Source organism: Nocardiopsis sp. NRRL B-16309, from assembly GCF_001279585.1.
Lineage (GTDB): Bacteria > Actinomycetota > Actinomycetes > Streptosporangiales > Streptosporangiaceae > Nocardiopsis.
Genome location: NZ_LGEC01000148.1, coordinates 71,038 through 91,641, shown reverse-complemented (window position 1 = coordinate 91,641; position 20,604 = coordinate 71,038). Strand labels below are relative to the sequence as shown.

The 20,604-nt window shown below is 72.9% G+C and carries 15 protein-coding genes; 13 read left to right on the top strand and 2 right to left on the bottom strand.

All coding sequences use genetic code 11. The annotated features are described in order from the left end of the window. Window positions 1-92: 92 nt before the first annotated feature. Window positions 93-1,091: a MoxR family ATPase gene (locus tag ADL05_RS28810; RefSeq protein WP_053620166.1), complete on the bottom strand. Its 999-nt coding sequence runs from the start codon at window positions 1,089-1,091 to the stop codon at window positions 93-95. A 541-nt stretch (window positions 1,092-1,632) separates the two neighbouring features. Between ADL05_RS28810 and mraZ the strand changes: the two genes are divergently transcribed. From mraZ to ADL05_RS28790, 4 genes are all read left to right on the top strand, one after another. Beyond that, window positions 1,633-2,064 carry a division/cell wall cluster transcriptional repressor MraZ gene (gene mraZ / locus ADL05_RS28805; RefSeq protein ID WP_053620165.1) on the top strand — a complete coding sequence of 144 codons (432 nt, stop codon included), beginning with the start codon at window positions 1,633-1,635 and terminating at the stop codon, window positions 2,062-2,064. A gap of 278 nt (window positions 2,065-2,342) precedes the next feature. Continuing rightward, window positions 2,343-3,404: a 16S rRNA (cytosine(1402)-N(4))-methyltransferase RsmH gene (rsmH, locus tag ADL05_RS28800; RefSeq protein WP_053620164.1), complete on the top strand. Its 1,062-nt coding sequence runs from the start codon at window positions 2,343-2,345 to the stop codon at window positions 3,402-3,404. Window positions 3,405-3,413: 9 nt separating this feature from the next. After that, window positions 3,414-3,866: a hypothetical protein gene (locus tag ADL05_RS28795; protein ID WP_053620163.1), complete on the top strand. Its 453-nt coding sequence runs from the start codon at window positions 3,414-3,416 to the stop codon at window positions 3,864-3,866. Further along, a complete protein-coding gene (locus ADL05_RS28790; protein WP_053620162.1) occupies window positions 3,863-5,839 on the top strand; it encodes a penicillin-binding protein 2 in 1,977 nt (658 codons plus the stop codon). The genes ADL05_RS28795 and ADL05_RS28790 overlap by 4 nt, the downstream gene beginning before the upstream one ends. 64 nt (window positions 5,840-5,903) lie before the next feature. On the opposite strand, the gene mmuM is transcribed toward ADL05_RS28790, so the two are convergent. Beyond that, window positions 5,904-6,806, bottom strand: a complete 903-nt coding sequence (mmuM, locus tag ADL05_RS28785) for a homocysteine S-methyltransferase (RefSeq protein WP_053620161.1) — start codon at window positions 6,804-6,806, stop codon at window positions 5,904-5,906. 143 nt (window positions 6,807-6,949) lie between these two features. Between mmuM and ADL05_RS28780 the strand changes: the two genes are divergently transcribed. The 9 genes from ADL05_RS28780 (at window position 6,950) to ftsZ (ending at window position 20,418) form a co-directional block, all read left to right on the top strand. Then, complete coding sequence (locus ADL05_RS28780) at window positions 6,950-8,617, top strand: UDP-N-acetylmuramoyl-L-alanyl-D-glutamate--2,6-diaminopimelate ligase (protein WP_053620160.1); 1,668 nt, start codon at window positions 6,950-6,952, stop codon at window positions 8,615-8,617. A 382-nt stretch (window positions 8,618-8,999) separates the two neighbouring features. Further along, complete coding sequence (gene murF / locus ADL05_RS28775; RefSeq protein ID WP_053620159.1) at window positions 9,000-10,448, top strand: UDP-N-acetylmuramoyl-tripeptide--D-alanyl-D-alanine ligase; 1,449 nt, start codon at window positions 9,000-9,002, stop codon at window positions 10,446-10,448. Continuing rightward, window positions 10,445-11,518 (top strand): phospho-N-acetylmuramoyl-pentapeptide-transferase, encoded by a 1,074-nt coding sequence (mraY, locus tag ADL05_RS28770; RefSeq protein WP_053620158.1) that lies wholly within the window; start codon window positions 10,445-10,447, stop codon window positions 11,516-11,518. The genes murF and mraY overlap by 4 nt, the downstream gene beginning before the upstream one ends. A 4-nt stretch (window positions 11,519-11,522) precedes the next feature. Beyond that, entirely contained in the window at window positions 11,523-13,019 is a 1,497-nt protein-coding gene (gene murD / locus ADL05_RS28765; RefSeq protein ID WP_369801010.1) for a UDP-N-acetylmuramoyl-L-alanine--D-glutamate ligase, read from the top strand. A 164-nt stretch (window positions 13,020-13,183) separates the two neighbouring features. Next, window positions 13,184-14,605 (top strand): putative lipid II flippase FtsW, encoded by a 1,422-nt coding sequence (gene ftsW, locus ADL05_RS28760; protein ID WP_053620157.1) that lies wholly within the window; start codon window positions 13,184-13,186, stop codon window positions 14,603-14,605. Then, window positions 14,602-15,765: an undecaprenyldiphospho-muramoylpentapeptide beta-N-acetylglucosaminyltransferase gene (gene murG / locus ADL05_RS28755; protein WP_053620156.1), complete on the top strand. Its 1,164-nt coding sequence runs from the start codon at window positions 14,602-14,604 to the stop codon at window positions 15,763-15,765. The genes ftsW and murG overlap by 4 nt, the downstream gene beginning before the upstream one ends. After that, window positions 15,762-17,195 (top strand): UDP-N-acetylmuramate--L-alanine ligase, encoded by a 1,434-nt coding sequence (gene murC / locus ADL05_RS28750; protein ID WP_053620155.1) that lies wholly within the window; start codon window positions 15,762-15,764, stop codon window positions 17,193-17,195. Before murG ends, murC begins: the two co-directional genes overlap by 4 nt. Window positions 17,196-17,669: 474 nt before the next feature. After that, window positions 17,670-18,392 carry a cell division protein FtsQ/DivIB gene (locus tag ADL05_RS28745; protein WP_053620154.1) on the top strand — a complete coding sequence of 241 codons (723 nt, stop codon included), beginning with the start codon at window positions 17,670-17,672 and terminating at the stop codon, window positions 18,390-18,392. A 499-nt stretch (window positions 18,393-18,891) separates the two neighbouring features. Further along, entirely contained in the window at window positions 18,892-20,418 is a 1,527-nt protein-coding gene (gene ftsZ / locus ADL05_RS28740) for a cell division protein FtsZ (protein WP_053620153.1), read from the top strand. Window positions 20,419-20,604 lie beyond the last annotated feature (186 nt).

The following is a 20,604-nucleotide window of genomic DNA, read 5'->3' as shown; positions in this document are numbered from 1 at the left end:
GCGCCGCTGGCGTCCCTTGAGGGTGGTGGTGGGAGACGGGTGGGCGCATGTGCCCTCTCTCGGGCGTCGGGGCGCCGCGGGGGCGCGGTCGGTCAGTTCGGGCCGGGGACCGGAAGGCGCGCCACCAGCTTGGCGACGATCTGCTCGGCGGTGAGCCGTTCCATCTGGGCCTCGGGTGCGGGCAGCAGCCGGTGCGCGAGAACGGGGACCGCCAGCGCCTGCACGTCGTCGGGGACGACGTAGTGGCGCCCGTCCAGGGCGGCGTAGGCGCGGGCGGCGCGCACCAGGTGCAGGGTCGCGCGGGGAGAGGCGCCCAGGCGCAGCTCCGGGCTGGTCCGGGTGGAGTTGACCAGGTCGACGACGTAGCGGCGCATGCCGGGGGCGACGTGCACCGAGCGCACCTGGTCGGCGAGGTCGCGGACCCGCTCGGCGTTGGTGACCGCGGCCAGGGAGTCCAGCGGTGAGCGCGAGCCGTGCGAGTCGATCATGTCCAGCTCGGACTGCGGCGAGGGGTAGCCGACCGAGACGCGCGCCATGAACCGGTCGCGCTGGGCCTCGGGCAGGGCGTAGGTCCCCTCCATGTCGGCGGGGTTCTGGGTGGCGACGACCATGAACGGCCGCTCCAGGGCGCGGGTCTGGCCGTCGACGCTGACCTGGCGCTCCTCCATGCACTCCAGCAGGGCCGCCTGGGTCTTGGGGGAGGCGCGGTTGATCTCGTCGCCCAGGACGATGTTGGCGAACACCGGGCCCGGGTTGAACTCGAACTCGTGGCGGTCCTGGTGGAAGACGCTGACCCCGGTGATGTCGCTGGGCAGCAGGTCGGGGGTGAACTGGACGCGCTGGACCGAGCAGTCCACGGCGCGGCCCAGGGCCTTGGCGAGCATGGTCTTGCCGACGCCGGGGACGTCCTCGATGAGCAGGTGGCCTTCGGCGAGGAGCACCGTCAGCGCGATCCGCAGCACCTCCGGTTTGCCCTCGATGACGGTCTCGATGGCGGTCGTGATCCGGTCGGCGACGGCGACGACCTCGCTGACGCCGTCGTGGGCACCGCCTGCGCCCCCGCGGCCGCCGTGGTGTGTGTGGAGTGACACGAGAACCTCCGCTCCGTCTGGTCTTCGTGTACCGATGGTCGAACCGAGGCTACCGGCTTGGTCACCGGCGTGGAGCGATACTTCGCACTCGCGGAAATTGTGACGCTCGTACCGGTGCCGTGGTTCTGGCCCCGCCCCATTCCCGCCGGTGTCCGCCGGGCCGCGAGGGGCGGGGGTCGGCCAAAGAGGCCGAAGGGCCCGAATCGCCCACCTTCCATTCGCGCCCGCGTCGCGTGGGGCGACCCCGGAATCCAGGGAACCGGTGTTCCGGCCCGCCCGGAATCCGCCACGTCTCGCGCGCGCGTGCGCCCGCGCGTCGCGGCGGCGTCGCACCACCTCAGCGGGCTCGTGGTGCGGCGCGGGCGGGCCGTGGGTGGCACGCCAGCGCCCTCCACTCTGCTCCACCCCGCTGACCTGCGCATTTATCGATTCTTTGCGGCGCGAATCGGGATTGAAGCTGTTGACGGTGGGGCGGAGTGGAGTAAGGTGGAGCATCGTGGAGCTGGTGAATTCTCCACTTCGGGGTGAGGAGGGTGCCACTGTGTTCCTCGGCACTCACACGCCTCGCCTCGATCAGAAGGGACGGTTGTTCCTTCCGGCGAAGTACCGCGACGAACTGTCGGGGGGATTGGTGATCACGAAAGGCCAGGAGCACTGTCTCTACGTCTTCCCGACGGCGGAGTTCCAGCGCGTCACCGACGCGCTCAGCTCGGCCCCGGTCACCGCCAAGGCGGTTCGCGACTACAGCAGGATCCTCTTCGCCAGCGCGTCCGACGAGTCCTGTGACAAGCAGGGCCGGATCACCATCCCGCCGAAGCTGCGCGCCTACGCGGGACTCGATCGCGACTGCGTCGTGATCGGTGCCAACACCCGCCTGGAGGTCTGGGCGGACGAGGCGTGGTCGGACTACGAGGCCGAGCAGGAGCAGGCTTTCGCGCGACTGTCGGAGGAGGTGCTGCCCGGGGTGCTGTGAGCCCGGTGGCGCCATCGTCGGGATCACCAGCACGAAGTCCACACCCTTGCACGTCGGAGTCCGGCAACGGCCTCCGGAGACGGCACACACGAGCTGGCGCGACTTCCCCGGTGCCAGGTGGTGAACGCGGGTCCGCCGGAAGGTGGACAATAGCGGCCGTGTCCGGACGGCCCTGCCGGAACCCGGCCGGGCCACGCGACGGACACCGCGGAGCGTACGAACGACGCGACCGCGGCGACTCAGGGGGAGACGGCGACAGCGTGGAGGATCGGCGGCGCATGGGGGACAACGGGCGGCGGGAACACCCCGGCCGCGACGGCGGGCCACACCGTGGGCACGGCTCCGGTGACATCGAGGACCGCATCCGGGCCGCGCGCGAGGGGATCGACCCCCTCCACGTGCCCGTCATGCTCGACCGCATCGTGGAACTGCTCGCGCCCGCGCTCAGCGAGCCCGGCGCCGTCCTGGTGGACGGCACCCTGGGGCTGGGCGGGCACTCCGAGGCCCTGCTCAAGGCCTGCCCCACCCTGCGGCTCGTCGGCGTCGACCGCGACACCACCGCCCTGGAGCGCAGCGCCGCCCGGCTCGCGCCCTACGCCGACCGCACCCACTTCGTGCACGCGGTCTACTCCGAGATCCCGCGCGCCCTGGACGAGGCGGGCGTCTCCGAGGCCGACGCGGTCCTGCTCGACCTCGGGGTCTCCTCACCCCAGCTGGACGAGACCGACCGCGGCTTCGCCTACGCCCACGACGCGCCGCTGGACATGCGGATGGACCGCACCCAGGAGCTCACCGCCGGCCAGGTCGTCAACACCTACCCCGTCGCCGAGCTCACCCGCGTCCTGCGCGCCTACGGGGAGGAGCGCTTCGCCTCCCGTGTGGCCCGGGCGATCGAGCGCCGGCGCGCCCAGGAGCCCATCACCTCCACCCGCGAACTCGCCGAGCTCGTCCGCGACGCCATCCCCGCGGCCACCCGCCGCACCGGCGGCCACCCCGCCAAGCGGACCTTCCAGGGGCTGCGCATCGAGGTCAACGCGGAACTGTCCATCCTCGAACGCACCCTGCCCGCGGCCCTGTCCCGGCTCGCCGTCGGCGGACGCATCGCCGTGCTGTCCTACCACTCGCTGGAGGACCGCATCACCAAGCGGGCGTTCGCCGCGCTGGCCAAGGACACCACCCCCGCGGACCTGCCCGTCCCGCTCCCCGACCGGCAGCCCGAACTCCGACTCCTCACCCGGGGGGCCGAGCTCCCCACGGACGAAGAGAACGAACGCAACCCGCGTGCGCAGTCCGCCCGTCTCCGGGCGGTCGAACGCGTGCGCAGGCCGTCGCGGCAGTAGGGAGACCACATGAGCACCAGGACGGACACACGCCGTGCCTCCTCGCGCGGCACCGCCGGCACCAGGACCCGGCCGGGGACCAAGGCCGTACCCAAGGCCGCGCCCAAGCGCGCGCCGGCACGCCCGGCGACCACCGCCGGGGCACCGCGCGAGCACGCGGGGCGCGCACCGCGCATCCCCTTCGTCCTACTCGTGCTGTGCCTGCTCGGGGGAGCGCTCGTCGGCCTGCTCGTCCTGCGCAGCGTCGTGGCCGAGGAGGCCTTCGCCATCACGAGCCTGCAGGCGGAGAACCGCGAGCTGTCCTACGAGGAGCAGCAGCTGCGGGAGAGCGTCGCCCACCTGGAGACCTCCGAGCGGATCGCCTCGGAGGCCGAGGAGATGGGCATGGAGCCCGGTGAGGGCCCGCTCTTCCTCGACCTCGACGAGGGCCGGGTGTCCGGGAGCGTTGGGAGCGGTGATTGAGCACGCCCCGTGACCGGCGCCCCCGCGACCCCCGCAGACCCGGCGCGTCCGGGCGCTCCGGCTCCAGACCGAACAAGCGCCCCCAGCGCGAACCGCGCCGTCCCGACGGCGGCACGCGCGCGTCCGCGGCGGCGCGGGCCGCCCAGGGCGGGTCCAGCGCGCGCCGGGTCCGCCGGGCGCCGGAGGGCGGTGCCCCCCGCCGCCGTCCCGCGCCACCGCCTCCGCCGCCGCCCCTGCTGCGGCGCACCTTCCACCGGGGCGACCCGCGCAAGCGGCTCAAGCTCGGGGCGGCGCTGATCGCGGTCGTCATCCTGCTGTTCGCCGGCCGCCTGGTCCAGATCCAGGGGCTGGACGCCGAGACCTACGCCGAAGCCGCCTCCAACCTGCGCCTGCAGACCATCGACATCCCCACGCTGCGCGGCCAGATCACCGACGCCGGGGGCCACCCCTTCGCCCTGTCGGTGGAGGTGCGCACCGTCTTCGTCGACCCCGAGGAGGTCGAGGAGGACGAGCGCGACCAGCTCGTGGACGAACTCGTCACCCGCTTCGACCTGGAGGAGGACGAGGTCGAGGCCAAGGTCGACGCCAGGCCCAGCCGCTACCAGGTGGTGGCGAACGAGGTCACCCCCGAGGCGTGGGGCGAGATGCGCGACCTGGGCCTGTCCGGTGTCGGCGCCCAGGTCGACTACGACCGCGTCTACCCCGAGGAGACCGGTGCCGCCGACCTGGTCGGCTTCGTCGGAGCCGAGGGCCACGGACTGGAGGGCCTGGAGGGCTACCTCGACGGCACCCTGGCGGGCGAGGCCGGCAAGCGCCAGGTCGAGGTGGGCGCCGACGGCACGCAGATCCCCATGGCGGGCGGCCTGGTCCGCGACCCGGTTCCCGGCCAGGACGTGCGCCTGACACTGGACCGCGACCTGCAGTTCCACATGGCCCAGGTGTTGGCCGAGCGGGTCGAGGAACTCGACGCCGAAGGGGGCAGCGCCATCGCCATGCTGCCCACCGGCGAGGTCATCGGCATGGCCGACTACCCCAGCTACGACCAGAACGACATCCAGGCGACCGGGCCCGAGGAGTGGTCGAACGGGGCCGTGCACGAGACCTTCGAGCCGGGCAGCACCAACAAGGTCATCACCATCGGATCGGCCCTGGAGGAGGGGCTGACCACGCCCGACACGGTCTACACCGTGCCCTACGCCCAGCAGTACTACGACCAGACCTTCAAGGACTCCAGCTACCACGAGACCCAGCGCCTGACCGTCAACGGGATCATGGCCCACTCCAGCAACGTGGGCACTATCAAGATCGCCGACCAGGTCGGAGCCGGCGTCCTGCACTCCTACATGGAGGACTTCGGGCTCGGCCAGCCCACCGGGCTGCACCTGCCGGGGGAGGAGGCGGGCGTCCTCACCGACCCCGACGACTGGTGGGGCACACAGCTGCCGTCGGTGTCGATCGGCCACAGCCTGTCGGTCAACGCCACGCAGATGGCGTCGGTGTACGCGACCATCGCCAACGGCGGTGTGCGGGCCGACCCGACCATCGTCGCCGGGACGGTCGACGCGGACGGGGAGTTCACGCCCTCGGACGACCCCGAGCAGCGGCGGGTGGTCAGCCAGGAGACCGCGGACCGGCTCGCCCTGATGCTGGAGGCGGTCACCAGCGACGAGGGCACCGCCCCCCAGGCCCGCATCGACGGCTACCGCGTGGCGGGCAAGACCGGTACGGCCAACCGCATCAACCCCGAGACCGGGACCTACGAGGGCGGCGGCTACACCGCGACCTTCGCCGGTTTCGCCCCGGCCGACGCGCCGGAGGTCGTCGTCCAGGTGGTCCTGCACAACCCCCAGGACACCTACTACGGCGGCGAGGCCGCGGGGCCGGTGTTCAACGACATCATGTCCTTCGCCCTGCAGTCGCTCAAGGTGCCGCCGACGGAGACCGAGCCGCCCGCGATCCGCCTGGAGGAGTGACGGGACCGGCCGATGGTCACGGGGGCGGACGGCGCGGTCGGTGCCGCCCGTCCCCGCCGTTCGCTCACGGGGCGGCGGAGGCCAGGTGCGCGCGCACCGACCTGACGTGCTCGGGGCCGGTCCGGCAGCACCCGCCGACCAGTGCCGCCCCGGCCTCCCACCAGCCCCGGGCCGCGGCCCCGAACTCCTGCGGTTCGCTCGTGCCGGTCCAGCGCCGCGCCGCGGCGTCCCACCTCTCGCCCGAGTTGGGGTAGGCGACCGCCGGGACGCCCGCCTCGGCGACCGTGCGCACCAGGGACGGCACGAACCGGGGCGCCGTGCAGTTGGCGCCGACCGCCACCAGACCGCCGGCGGCGTACAGCGGCGCCAGTTCGGCCACGGCCTCGCGCATCGGGGTGCCGTCGTTGAGGTGCTCGCCGTCGCGGCACGAGAAGCTCACCCACGCCCGCACGCCCGGCGTCTCCCGGACCAGCCGGGCCAGGGCCCTCGCCTCGACCTGGGAGGGGATGGTCTCGCAGGCGACGAGGTCCGCGCCCGCGCCGACGAGCAGCCGCCAGCGCTCCTCGTGCCACCGGTACAGGCCGTCCTCGTCGAGGCCGTAGTCGCCGGTGTACTCCGAGCCGTCGGCCAGGGACGCGCCGTAGGGCCCCACCCCCGCGGCGACCAGGCCGGACCCGAACGCGTCCCGCTCGGCCAGCGCCAACTCCACCGAGCGCACGACCAGCCGCTCCGCCTCCGCCCGCCCGTACCCCCGGGCGGTGAACGCCGGAACGCTCGCCTGGTACCCGGCGGCGATGGCCACGTCGGCTCCCGCCTCGAAGTAGTCGCGGTGCGCCCGGCGGATCACGTCGGGATCCTCGGCCAGCAGACGTGCCGACCACAGCCCGCCGCCCAGGTCGCGGCCGTAGGACTCCAGGAGGGTGGCCAGGCCGCCGTCCAGGACGAGCGGCGTGTTTCGGGCTTCCATGGGAACGAGGCTAGTCGAGGGTGATCGGGCGGCCCCGGGCGTAACCTGGGTGAAACGCCAGTTCGGAGATTCCTCCCTCATCGCAGCGTGGAAATTACCGAGCGGTCCTCCACAGCCGTTAACCTCCACTCGTGCCACCGGTAATGCGACCAGAACACACTCAACTCCGTCCGCTGTCCGCCCTCGCGACGCTGCTCGGGCCGGACGCCACCCTGCTGCGCCCCGAAACGGGCGCGCGCGAGACCGCCGAGGTGCCCGGCGAGGAGGTGCACGTCCGCGGCATCACCCACGACTCCCGCAAGGTCCGCCCCGGCGACCTCTACGCCGCCCTCCCCGGCACCCGCGCGCACGGCGCGGACTTCGCCGCGCAGGCGGCCGGGGCCGGAGCCGCCGCCGTCCTCACCGACGCGGCCGGGGCCGACCGGGCCACGGCCGCCGGCCTGCCCGCCCTGGTGGTCCCCGACGCCCGAGCCGCGCTCGGCACGGCCGCCTCCTGGGTCTTCGACGACCCCGGCCACGACCTCCTCCTGGTCGGCACGACCGGCACCAGCGGCAAGACCACCATCACCTACCTGGTGGAGTCGGGACTGCGCGCGGCCGGGATGAACACCGGCCTGATCGGCACCGTCGAGATGCGCGTGGGCGACGAACGCGTCGCCTCCTCCCTCACCACCCCCGAGGCCACCGACCTGCACGGGCTCTTCGCCGTCATGCGCGAGCGCGGCGTCACCGCCGCGGCCATGGAGGTCTCCAGCCACGCCCTGGCGCTCGGCCGGGTCGGGGGGACGCGCTACGACGTCGCGATCTTCACCAACCTGTCCCAGGACCATCTGGACTTCCACTCGGACCTGCGCGACTACTTCGAGACCAAGGCCCGCCTGTTCTCCGCGGAGTACTGCGACATCGCCGTGGTCAACACCGACGACCGCTTCGGGCGGGCGCTGGTGGACATGGTGCGCGGCGACGGCGCCGTGCCCGTCACCACGTTCGCCGTGGAGGGCCGGTCCGACGCCGGGCCGGAGAACGGGATGGCGGCCGACTGGCAGGCCGTGGACGTGGAGCTGGGCGCCGCGGGCAGCACCTTCCGCATCGTCGGACCCGGCGGGATGGAGGCCGACGCCTCCGTCGCCCTGCCCGGCCCCTTCAACGTCTCCAACGCGATGGCCGCCATCGTCGGGCTGGTCGAGGCCGGCCTGCCCCTGGAGACCGCCATCGCCGGTGTGGCCGCCGCGCCCGGGGTGCCCGGGCGCATGGAGCAGGTCGTGGTCGGCTCGGTGCCCAGCGCGGTCCAGGACTTCACCGCGCTCGTGGACTACTCCCACAAACCCGGGGCCATCGAGGCCGTGCTCACAGCGCTGCGCGCCACCACCGAGGGCCGCCTCACCATGGTCGTGGGCTGCGGCGGGGACCGCGACCGCGCCAAGCGCCCGCTCATGGGCGAGGCCGCCGCGCGGCTGGCCGACCAGCTCATCGTCACCAATGACAATCCGCGGACCGAGGACCCCGTCGCCATCGCCGCCGCCATGCTCGAAGGCGTCGCCAAGGTGCCGGAGGACCAGCGCGCGCGGGTCACGGTGGAGTTCGACCGGGCCGAGGCGATCGGCCTGGCCGTGGACCGGGCCGGCCCCGGGGACGTGGTCGTCGTGGCCGGTAAGGGCCACGAGACCGGCCAGTACGTCAAGGGCGAGGTCCTGCCCTTCGACGACCGGGAGGTGCTGCGCCAGGCCATCGAGGGACACCTGAGCATGAGTGCCCGCGAGCGCCTGGGCGTCGCCCTCCAGGACATCCACCGCGTGCCCGACCTGGGTTGACACCGGGCCGCCCCCGCGGGGCGGACACGCGCGCCGGGGAGCGGGGGCACGCCTCCCGCGCCCCGGCGCGCGCACCCGGCGACGGGCCCCTTGGCTGGTGACGTCCCAGCCCACGGACGGTCACGAACTGGCGCATATTGCTCCACACGGGCCCCGTGGGGACCCCGGGGACCCCAACATGTTCTAAGGTAGGTCCGGCAATCGCAGCCTGACACGTGCCGCCCACGGTGGCGCCCGCGGGCTCGGCTCCGGCCGGTCCCGTGGTGACGCCCGTACGGCACAGCGCGCACGGCACCCGCGGTGCCATCCCCTGACCTGACTCCGGCCGGGTGGCCTACAGCCCCAGCGGCGCCGTGGGACCGGCCTGACATGAGGAGTGGATTTGATCGCGCTCACGCTCGATCGGATCGCTGAGATCACCCAAGCCGCCATCGGCGGATCAGCGCGCCCCGACGCCGTCGTCGACGGCCCCGTCGTCATCGATTCGCGGCAGTCCGCTCCGGGGGCGCTCTTCGTCGCCCTGAGCGGCGAACGCGTCGACGGACACGACTTCGCCCGGCGGGCCGTCGAGGCCGGTGCGACGGCCGTCCTGGCCTCCCGCCCGGTGGACGTGCCCCACCTGCTGGTGGACGGCGGGGACGACGCGGTCGTGGCGGCGCTGGCCCGGCTCGCCCGGCACGTGGCCCTGGAACTCGGCGACCCCCGGCGCGGAGCGGAGGCCACCGAGGTCATCGGCGTGACCGGCTCCTCCGGCAAGACCACCACCAAGGACCTGATCGCCCAGGTCGTGGGGCGCCTCGGGCCGACCGTGGCCCCCTCCGGCTCGTTCAACAACGAGATCGGCCACCCGCTGACCGTGCTGCGGGCCGACACCGGCACCCGCCAGCTCGTCCTGGAGGTGGCCGCGCGCGGCATCGGGCACATCGCCCACCTGTGCCGGGTGGCCCCGCCCCGGATCGGCGTGGTCCTCAACGTGGGCAGCGCCCACATGGGCGAGTTCGGCGACCGCGACGCCATCGCCCGGGCCAAGGGCGAGCTCGTGGAGTCCCTGCCCCCGGGCGGCGAGGGCCGCGGCAGCGGCGGCGTGGCCGTCCTCAACGCCGACGACCCCCGGGTGAGCGCCATGGCCGCGCGCACCACCGCGCGCGTGGTCACCTACGGGCTGGCCGACGACGCGCACGTGCGCGCCACCGACGTCGTCCTGGGCGACGACGGCGCGCCCTCCTTCACACTGCACCTGGGCGGTCGCACGGCCCAGGTGCGGTTGGCGCTGGTGGGCGCCCACCAGGTGCACAACGCGTTGGCCGCGGCCGCGGTCGCCGACGAACTCGGCATGGACGCCGACGCCGTCGCCGAGGCGCTCGGGGCCGCCACGCCGGTCAGCCGGTGGCGGATGGAGGTCACCGAGCACGACGGTGCCACCTTCGTCAACGACGCCTACAACGCCAATCCCGAGTCCATGCGGGCGGCGCTGACCACACTGGGCGCGCTCGCCCGCGAACGCCGCTCCATCGCCGTCCTGGCCCACATGGCCGAACTCGGCGGGGACGGCCGCGCCGAACACGAGAAGGTCGGCGAACTGGCCGCCCGCACGGGCGTGTCCCACCTGATCGTGGTGGGCGCCGAGGCCGAGGGCATCGCCGTCGGAGCCGAACGCGCCGCCCGGGCCGGGCAGTGGGACGGGGAGACCGTCAGGGCGGCCGACGCGGAGGCGGCGGCCTCGGCACTGCGCGAACGGATACGCACGGGAGACGTCGTCATTGTGAAGGGATCTCGGGTGGCAGCGCTCGAAAGGGTTATCGACCACATCACCAAGGGTGATGTCCAGTGATCGGCATCTCCATCGCGGCGGCGCTGTCGCTGATCCTGTCCATGGCGCTGATGCCGCCGCTGATCAAGCTCCTCTACCGGTTCAAGTTCGGCCAGGAGGTGCGCGACGACGGCCCCGAGGGGCACAAGACCAAGCAGGGCACGCCCACCATGGGCGGCGTCGTCATCATCCTCGGCGCGGTGATCGGCTACTTCGGCTCGCACCTGGTGCTCTGGATCGTCCAGCCCACCGCCACCGGACCCACCGCCTCCGGCCTGCTGGTGATGTTCCTGTTCGTCGGCATGGGCTGCGTCGGCTTCCTCGACGACTTCATCAAGATCTACAAACGCCGCAGCCTGGGCCTGCGCAGCGGCGCGAAGATGGTCGGCCAAGCCATCGTCGGCGTCGGATTCGCCTACGGGGTCACCATGTTCCCCAACGGGTACGGCTACACCCCCGCCGCGCCCAGCCTGTCCTTCCTGCGCGACTTCGGACCGCCCCTGATGGTGGTCGTCTTCATCGCCTGGGCCCTGTTCCTCATCGTCGGCTTCTCCAACGCGGTCAACCTGACCGACGGGCTCGACGGCCTGGCCACCGGCGCCACCATCCTGTCGCTGGTCGCCTACGTCATCATTGGCAACTGGCAGCTGCGCCAGTCCTGCGTGTCCTACCTGGCCAACAACTGCTACACGGTCCGCGACCCCCTGGACCTGGCCGTGGTGGCCGCCGCCGCGCTCGGCGCGTGCATCGGCTTCCTCTGGTTCAACGCCCCGCCCGCCAAGATCTTCATGGGCGACACCGGTTCGCTCGCCCTGGGCGGCCTCATCGTCGGCCTGGCCATCACCACCCGCACCCAGCTGCTGCTCCTGCTCATCGGCGGCCTCTTCGTCATCATCACCCTGTCCGTGATGATCCAGATCACTTCCTTCCGCCTCACCGGCAAGCGCGTGTTCCGGATGGCGCCGCTGCAGCACCACTTCGAGCTCAGGGGCTGGGCCGAGACCACCATCGTGATCCGCTTCTGGATCATCCAGGGGCTGTTCGTGGCCACCGCCATCGGCCTGTTCTACCTGGAATGGATGCCGAGGTAGCACCGTGCCGCACGAACAGAGCCCACCCGCCGCCCACCCCCCTCGACCGACGCCTCCGGCCTCTCCGGGCGCCGGGCCCGACTTCGCCGCGCGGCTGAAGGGCCGATCGGTCTGCGTCGCCGGCCTGGGCGTGTCCGGGCCCCCGGTCGCCCGCGCCCTGCTGGCCGAGCAGGCCCGCGTCGTCGTGGTCGACGGCCGCGACGACGACACCACCCGTCCGATCGCCGACGCCCTCACCGCCGAGGGGGCCCGGGTCGTGCTGGGCCAGACCCCCCTGCCCGAGGACTGCGACCTCGTCGTCACCTCGCCCGGCTGGCGGCCCGACTCGCCGCTGCTGCTCCGGGCGGCCGAGGCCGGCGTCGAGGTCATCGGCGACGTCGAACTCGCCTGGCGGCTCAAGCCCGCCGACCAGGTGTGGCTGGCCATCACCGGCACCAACGGCAAGACCACCACCGTGCGCATGCTGGAGTCCATCCTGCGCGCCGACGGCCGCGACGCGCTCGCGGTCGGCAACGTCGGGACCCCGATCATCGACGCGGTCCGGCCCGACGCCGACGGCGGCCACCACGACGTCCTCGCCGTGGAACTCTCCAGCTTCCAGCTGCACTGGTCCAGCAGCGTGCGACCGCACGCCGCCGCCGTCCTCAACGTCGCGGCCGACCACCTGGACTGGCACGGCGGACTGGACCCCTACGCCCGCGCCAAGGGCCGCGTCTTCGCGCGCGGCACCCTCCGGGTCGTCAACACCGCCGACGCCTGGTCGGTCCGCCTGGCCGAGGAGGACGGTGACCCGCACACGCCGCTCGTCGGCTTCCGGCTGGACACGCCCCGGCCCGGCGAGCTGGGCGTGGTCGAGGACCTGCTGGTGGACCGCGCCTTCGTCGCCGAACCGGCCAGCAGCGCCGAGGAACTCGCCACACTCGCGGACGTGCGCCCGCCGGCACCCCACAACGTGGCCAACGCGCTCGCCGCGGCCGCGCTCGCCCGGTCGGTGGGCGTCGCCCCCGCCGCGGTCCGGGAGGGGCTGGCCGCGTTCGAGCCCGAACCGCACCGCATCGCACACGTGGCCACGGTCGGCGGGGTCGACTACGTGGACGACTCCAAGGCGACCAACCCGCACGCGGCGGCGGCCTCCCTGAACTCCTACGGCTCCGTGGTCTGGGTGGCCGGCGGCCTGCTCAAGGGCGCCGAGGTCGACGAACTCGTCGCCGAGGCCGCCTCCCGCCTGCGCGGCGCCGTCCTCATCGGCCGCGACCGCGCCCGGATCCGCGAGGCGCTGGAGCGGCACGCGCCCGACGTCCCCGTGGTCGAGGTGGAGGGACCCGTCGAGAACGCACCCGGGCGGCCCACGGTCATGGACACGGTGGTCGCCGAGGCCGCCGCCCTGGCCGAGGAGGGCGACACGGTGCTGCTGGCGCCGGCCGCCGCCTCCATGGACATGTTCACCAACTACCCCGAGCGGGGCCGCTTCTTCGCCGAGGCCGTCCACCGCCTGCTCTGAGTAGTCGCTCACCGCCCGTGCGTGACCAAGCGCGCGCGGGCGGCGAGTCGTGTGCCCACCACCACGCTCCCACGCGCCAAAGATGACCAACACGCGGGAAATGTCCACGGTTCCCGACCCGCCGGTACGCCAGTATTGAGGCGCTAATCGTGCGGAGGGTGTGGATGGCGACGACGACGGTTCCCCGGGTGGTCCCGGGGCGTGCGGTGACCGGTGGCCGGGACAGGCCCGTGTGGCGCGCGTGGGCGCGGTCGCTGGACCGTCCCCTCACCTCCTACTACCTCGTCCTGGGCAGCGGCGTGATACTCATCGCCCTGGGACTGGTGATGGTGCTGTCCTCGACCATGGTCGACTCGATCACCGAGACCGGCTCCGCCTTCTCCATGTTCCAGAAGCAGGCGGTCTCGGCCTCCATCGGCCTGCCGCTCATGCTGATCGCCTCGCAGATGCCCCCGTGGGTGTTCCGCCTGGTCGGCTATCCCGCGATGATCGTGTCCGTCGCCCTGCTCCTCATCACCGCGTTCCAGGGGACCGAGGTCAACGGGGCCGTGCGCTGGCTGGAGGTCGGGGGCGTGGTGATGCAGCCCTCCGAACCCGCCAAACTCGCCTTCGCCTTGTGGGGCGCCAACATCCTGGCGCGCAAGGACGAACTGCGCGAACTCACCGAGTGGCGGCACCTGCTCATCCCGCTGCTGCCCGGCTGCGGCCTGCTGGCGCTGCTCGTGCTGATCGGCTCGGACCTGTCCACCACCCTGGTCCTGCTGCTCACCTTCCTGGGACTGCTGTGGGTCGTGGGCGCCCCGGGCCGGCTCTTCGTCGCCATGATCGGCCTCGTCCTGACCCTGGCCGTCATCGTCATCGCGATCGAGCCCTACCGGCTCCGGCGCGTGACCCACTTCCTCGACCCGGCCGCCGACCCGACCGGGGCGGGCTTCCAGTCCCTGCACGGCCTCTACGCGCTGGGCACGGGCGGCATCCTGGGCGTGGGCATCGGCGCCAGCCGGGAGAAGTGGGGCTTCCTGCCCTTCGCCGAGACCGACTTCATCTTCGCCATCATCGGCGAGGAGTTCGGCCTCATCGGCACCCTGCTCGTGCTCTGCCTCTTCGGCGTCCTGGGCTACGCCGGGCTGCGCGTGGCGAGCAGGGTCACCGACCCGTTCGCGCGCCTGGCCGCCGCCGCCATCGTGACCTGGATCCTCGGGCAGGCCATGATCAACATCGCCGCCGTCATCGGTCTGCTGCCCGTGACCGGCATCCCGCTGCCCCTGGTGTCCTACGGCGGATCGTCGCTCATCCCCACCATGATCGGGCTCGGGGTGCTGCTCTCCCTGGCCCGCACCGAGCCCCAGGCGCAGAAAGCCCTGGCGGCCCGGGGTCCCGGTTGGGCACAAAGGGCTCTAAGCTGGCTTGGCCTGGACAAGGTCGCGTCCCCCCTCAGGGAACGGGTCGCGAAGACCACCTCCAGGCGTCCCACCACGGCGCGCGGCCCGCGGACGCCGGGCCCCCGCGGCGGGACGACCACGGCCAAGCACAGGAACGGACCGGTCCCGGCAGGCGACCGGCCAAGGAGGAATAGGCGACGATGAGGGTAGCCCTCGCCGGAGGCGGCACGGCCGGGCATATCGAGCCCGCACTCTCCCTTGCGGACGCGTTGCGGCGGCTCGAACCGAACACGGAGATCCTGTGCCTGGGGACCGAACGGGGCCTGGAGACCAGGCTGGTACCCATGCGCGGATACGAACTGGGCCTGATCCCCGCGGTCCCCCTTCCGCGCAGGCTCACCCCCAAGCTGCTCACCGTGCCCGGCAAGCTCGCGGGCGCGCTGAGCGCGGCGGGCGACCAGCTGGACCGGCTCCAGGCCGACATCCTCGTCGGTTTCGGCGGCTACGTCGCCACCCCCGGCTACCTGGCCGCGCGCCGGCGCCGCATCCCCACGGTCGTGCACGAGGCCAACCCGCTGCCCGGTCTGGCCAACCGGCTCGGCGCCCGCCTCACCCCGCACGTGTACACCGGGCACCCCCACGCCCAGATCCGGGGCGGCCGGTTCATCGGCATCCCCCTGCGCCGGCAGATCTCCACGCTGGACCGGCTCGCCATGGGCGACAAGGCCCGTGCGTTCTTCGGCCTGCGCCACGACCTGCCCACACTGCTGATCTTCGGCGGCTCCCAGGGCGCCCAGCGGCTCAACGAGGCCGCCTTCGCCTCCCGGGCCTACTTCCGCGACCGGGGCGTGCAGGTCCTGCACGTCGTGGGCCCGAAGAACGCCGACGAGCCCCAGGACCTGACCGAGGACGGGATCCCCTACGTCGCGGTCCCCTACGTGGACCGGATGGACATGGCCTACGCGGCCGCGGACGTGGCGATGTGCCGCTCCGGGGCGATGACCTGCGCCGAACTGACCGCCGTCGGCCTGCCGGGCGCGTTCGTGCCGCTGGCCATCGGCAACGGCGAACAGGCCAAGAACGCCGAACCGATCGTCAGCGCCGGCGGCGGGCTCATGGTCCACAACTCCGACATCTCCGCGGAGTGGATCGCGGGCGAGCTCATCCCGCTGCTCACCGACACCGACCGCGTCGTGACCATGTCCGAGGCGGCGGCCCGGATGGGCCGCCGCGACGCCGACGAGGCGCTGGCGCGCGAGGTCCTGGCGATCGCCAGGGGCGACAACCCCACGCCGGAGATCCCGATCCCAGACGACGACGCCGAGGACGAGGCGTTCTACGACGACGGGAAGGACGCACGATGAGCCTGGTGCAGGCGACCGAACCGGTCCCCGTCGACAAGCTCGGACGGACCCACTTCATCGGGATCGGCGGTGCGGGGATGTCCGGCATCGCCCGGGTCCTGCTGCAGTCCGGGGTCGAGGTCTCGGGCAGCGACGCCCGCGACGGCGACACCCTGCGCGAGCTGGAGGCGATGGGCGCGACCGTCCACGTGGGCCACCGCGCCGACCACCTCGGCACGGCCGAGACCCTCGTGGTCTCGTCCGCGATCCGCGAGGACAACCCCGAACTCGTCGAGGCGCACCGCCGCGGCCTGCGGGTCCTGCCCCGGGCCGCCGCCCTGGGCGCGCTCCTGCTGGGCCGCGAGGGCGTCGCGGTGTCCGGAACCCACGGCAAGACCACCACGACCTCGATGGTCGCGGTGGTGCTCCAGCACCTGGGCACCGACCCCGGCTACGTGATCGGCGGCAAGCTGGTCACCACCGGCCTGGGCGCCGACGCCGGCACGGGCGACGCGATCGTCGCCGAGGCCGACGAGAGCGACGGCTCCTTCCTCATGCTCTCCCCGAAGATCGCCGTGGTGACCAACGTCGAGGCCGACCACCTCGACAACTACAGCGGTATCGAGGAGATCCACGCCAACTTCGCGTCCTTCGTGGACCGGGTGGAGCGCACGGTGATCGTCGGGATCGACGACCCCGGCGCCCGCAAGGTCGCCGACCTCGCCCGCGAGCGCGGCAAGCGGGTGCGCACCTACGGCGAGGCCGCCGACGCCGACTACCGGATCACCCGGATCAGCGCGCGGGGCTTCGCCACCGAGTTCACCCTGGAGACCGCGGACGAAGAGGACCCGATCGAGGGCGTGGTGGCCGTTCCCGGCCGGCACAACGTGCTCAACGCCGCCGCGGCCGTGGCCGTGGCCGACGAACTCGGCCACGACCTGCAGGTCGCCGTGGAGGGCATCGCCGACTTCGTCGGTGCGGCGCGCCGCTTCGAGCCCAAGGGCGAGGCCGCCGGTGTGGCCGTCTACGACAGCTACGCCCACCACCCCACGGAGATCGAGGCCGACCTGCGCGCCACCCGTGCCGCGCTGGCGTCCCTGGCCGACGAGGCGGCCGAGCAGGGCCGTCCCGAGGGCCGTGTCGTCGCCCTCTTCCAGCCGCACCTGTACAGCCGCACCCGCTTCTTCGCCGAGGAGTTCGCCGCCGCGCTCAGCCTCGCCGACGAGGTCGTGGTGATGGAGGTCTACGCGGCCCGCGAGGACCCCGAGCCCGGGGTCACCGGCGAGCTCATCACCTCCCGCGTCTCGCACGACCACGTGTACTACGTCCCGGGCCGCGAGGAGGTCGTGCGCGCGGTCGCCGACCTCACCCGTCCCGGAGACATCGTGCTCACCATGGGCGCCGGAGACGTCACGGAACTGGGCCCGCGGATCGTCGAAGCCCTCTCCTAGTACCGGGAGTCCCATGGCATGCCGGGGCGCCGGGGATCGCCTGCGGGCGCCGGGAGTTCGGTGCGTCGCGGGGGACACGTGGGAAACGCGCTCCCGAGAAGCTTGAATTCGGGGTCCCGGCCATGGGACCACTGAGTCCTGCGGAAGGGGTGCCCCACAGAACCTCGCGGGGCGCCGGCCGCCGGGGTCTCGGGGGTCGGACGTGCACAGACGGCCCTGCGGGGCCGCCGGAGTGAAGGGTCGGCCGCCCCTGTGGCGCGACCACAGGGGGTCAGGCGTGGGCCGTTCGGCCCGCGGGGGTCGCCTGGCGCCGTGGTACCGAACTCGCGGGGGCACCAGAAGGCGCGAGGGCCCCGTCCACCAGGCGCCCGAGCGAGGAACGGGCGGAGGTTCAAGGCAGGCACGGGGAGGGCCCCGTCCCCAAGGCACCCGAGCGCGGAACGGGCGGCGGCCCACGAGAAGACGGAGGACCCCATGACCACCGACCAGGAGGCTCCCGCGCCCGTCGCGCGGACCAGGTCCGATCCGTGGAAGGTCGCCTTCGTGGCGCTGCTCGTGGTCTCCCTGGTCTGCGTCGTCACCTGGGTCCTGCTCGGTTCCCGGCTGCTGGTGGTCCGGGGCGTCGCGGTCACCGGCCTGGACCGGGTCTCCTCCGAGGAGGTCGTGGCCGCCGTCGACGTGAGCACGGGCACGCCGCTGATCCGGGTGGACCTGGACCGCAGCGCGGCCCGGGCGGAGTCCCTGGACCTGGTCGAGTCCGCGACGGTCACGCGCGGCTGGCCGGCGACCCTGCGGGTGGAGGTCGTCGAGCGCCGACCGCTGCTCGCCATCCGCGTGGGCGAGGAGTACCGGCTGGTGGACGGCGACGGCGTGCGGATCGAGGACTCCTCGACGCGGCCCGGCACGCATCCGCTGGTCAGGGTCACGGGGGAGATCGAGGGCAGTGACGCGGTGCGGGCCGCCGCCGCCATCGTCGAGCAGGCGCCCGACTCGCTGCTCGCACAGATCCAGCTCATCGACGCCACCGACACCGAGGCGATCTCCGTCGAGCTCGGCAACGGCGCGCTCGTGGAGTGGGGTGATCCCGAACGCACCCGGGACAAGAGCGAGATCCTGCGCGTCCTCATGCGCGAGCACCCGCCCACCGAGGACCGGGTCTACGACGTCGGCACCCCGGATCTGGCCATCGTCCGGTGAAGGGGAATCCTGGTACGGGACAAGGCTTCCGGGTGTCGGCCGAGGAAGGCGGTGAAGCTGTCGCACGGTCACCGCGCGACAGCCCGGCGGGGTCACCGATCACCCGACGAGGACATTCCAGACGCGACGCGCCGAGTGCGCACTTCGCTTCCTTGCGTTATACGCCGTTAGGCTGACCTCGTCATCGGTTGCCCGTAGTCGGCGGTCCGCTTACTGTCGGGAAGCACAACCAACGTCAACAAAGCAACAAAACACGCTTTTGGGGTACGCGAGACCGTGGTGTCCGTCGAGAGGACGGGCCTCGCCGGGAGGCAGAACCGGCGCGGGAACGGTCCTGGTGGCCCCGGGGCCCGAGCAGCGGCGCCACCGGCGCACGCGGCGGCGGGTCACCCGAAACGCACACTGTAGAACCGGATGCCGAACCAGAGGCGTATCCGGTGGCCCACCGCCACCGGAGACGGTGACGGAACGGCGTATGCGAGCGGAAAGGCCCCTCGTCGTGGCAGCACCGCAGAACTACCTCGCGGTCATCAAAGTCGTCGGCATCGGCGGCGGCGGTGTCAACGCCGTCAACCGAATGATCGAAGAGGGGCTCAAGGGCGTCGAGTTCATCGCCATCAATACCGACGCCCAGGCGCTGCTGATGAGTGACGCCGACGTCAAGCTCGACGTCGGCCGAGAACTCACCCGCGGCCTGGGAGCCGGAGCCAACCCCGACGTCGGCTGCAGGGCGGCCGAGGACCACCGGGAGGAGATCGAGGAGGTCCTCAAGGGGGCCGACATGGTCTTCGTCACCGCGGGCGAGGGGGGCGGCACCGGTACCGGCGGCGCCCCGGTCGTCGCGAACATCGCGCGGTCCCTGGGCGCCCTCACGATCGGTGTGGTCACGCGGCCCTTCGGCTTCGAGGGCAAGCGCAGGGCCACGCAGGCCGAGTCGGGGATAGCGATGCTCCGCGAGGAGGTCGACACACTCATCGTGATTCCCAACGACCGGCTGCTGTCCATCTCTGACCGCCAGGTCAGCGTGCTGGACGCGTTCAAGGCCGCCGACCAGGTCCTGCTCTCCGGTGTGCAGGGCATCACCGACCTGATCACCACACCGGGCCTGATCAACCTGGACTTCGCCGACGTGAAGTCGGTCATGTCCGGGGCGGGGTCGGCGCTCATGGGCATCGGTTCCGCGCGGGGGGACGACCGTGCGGTCGCGGCGGCGGAGATGGCGATCTCGTCGCCCCTGCTCGAAGCGAGCATCGACGGGGCGCACGGGGTGCTGCTGTCCATCCAGGGCGGTTCCGACCTGGGGTTGTTCGAGATCAACGAGGCCGCCCAGCTCGTGGCGAACTCGGCGGCGCCCGAGGCCAACATCATCTTCGGCGCCGTCATCGACGACGCCCTGGGCGACGAGGTCCGTGTGACGGTGATCGCGGCGGGCTTCGACGAGCCCGAGGTCAACGGAGGGGTCGCCCGGGAGCACCGGCCGGTGGACCCTCCTGAGGCCGCCGCCCCCACCGGGGGCGTCACGTCCGGCCGGGAGGGATCGTCCGCCCAGGCGGCGCCCACCGCCGCGGGCGCGAGCGGGGCGTCGGCCAACAGCATGCCGTGGATCGCGCCGTCCCGACCGGCCGAGCCCGCTCCCGCTCCCGCGCAGGAGACCACGCGGCCGGCGGCACCGCCGGTGAGCCGTCCGGCCGAGCCCGCGCCGTCGTACCAGGCGCCGCCCGCCCAGGCCGAGCCGGAGCCGGTCGCGGCCGAGCCGACCGCGCAGGCGGGGCCGGAGCACGGTGCGGCCGAGGCCCAGCCGGCGGAGACCTTCACCTACGGGGGTCCCGCGCCCGAGCCCGCGCAGCCGGAGGCGCAGCGGTCCGAGCCGCAGGAGCAGCACGAGGAACGGCAGGACGGCCAGTCCAACCACATCCACGCCGTCTCCGACGCGTCGGCCGACCGCCGGGGCGAGGTGCCCACGCCACGGCGCCGGGTGATCTTCGACGACCCCGACGACCTCGACGTGCCGGAGTTCCTGAAGTAGGCGCTCCCGAACGGAGCGAAGAACGGGGTTCCGCCCACCGGGCGGGGCCCCGTTCGCGTGTGCGGGGGCCGCTGCCCGCGTAGGCCGTGCGCGGCCACCGGTAGCATCGACGTGCCAACGGCCCGGACGCCTCAGCGCCTCCCTCGCCACTACGGGAAGACGGGTGAGTGGGGCTGGAGCCGGAGG

Coding starts and splice junctions, on each gene's coding strand:
- rsmH (WP_053620164.1), top strand. CDS start 2,343: ATGGGGGACAACGGGCGGCGGGAACACCCCGGCCGCGACGGCGGGCCA.
- ADL05_RS28795 (WP_053620163.1), top strand. CDS start 3,414: ATGAGCACCAGGACGGACACACGCCGTGCCTCCTCGCGCGGCACCGCC.
- mmuM (WP_053620161.1), bottom strand. CDS start 6,806: ATGGAAGCCCGAAACACGCCGCTCGTCCTGGACGGCGGCCTGGCCACC.
- ADL05_RS28780 (WP_053620160.1), top strand. CDS start 6,950: ATGCGACCAGAACACACTCAACTCCGTCCGCTGTCCGCCCTCGCGACG.
- ftsW (WP_053620157.1), top strand. CDS start 13,184: ATGGCGACGACGACGGTTCCCCGGGTGGTCCCGGGGCGTGCGGTGACC.
- murG (WP_053620156.1), top strand. CDS start 14,602: ATGAGGGTAGCCCTCGCCGGAGGCGGCACGGCCGGGCATATCGAGCCC.
- murC (WP_053620155.1), top strand. CDS start 15,762: ATGAGCCTGGTGCAGGCGACCGAACCGGTCCCCGTCGACAAGCTCGGA.
- ADL05_RS28745 (WP_053620154.1), top strand. CDS start 17,670: ATGACCACCGACCAGGAGGCTCCCGCGCCCGTCGCGCGGACCAGGTCC.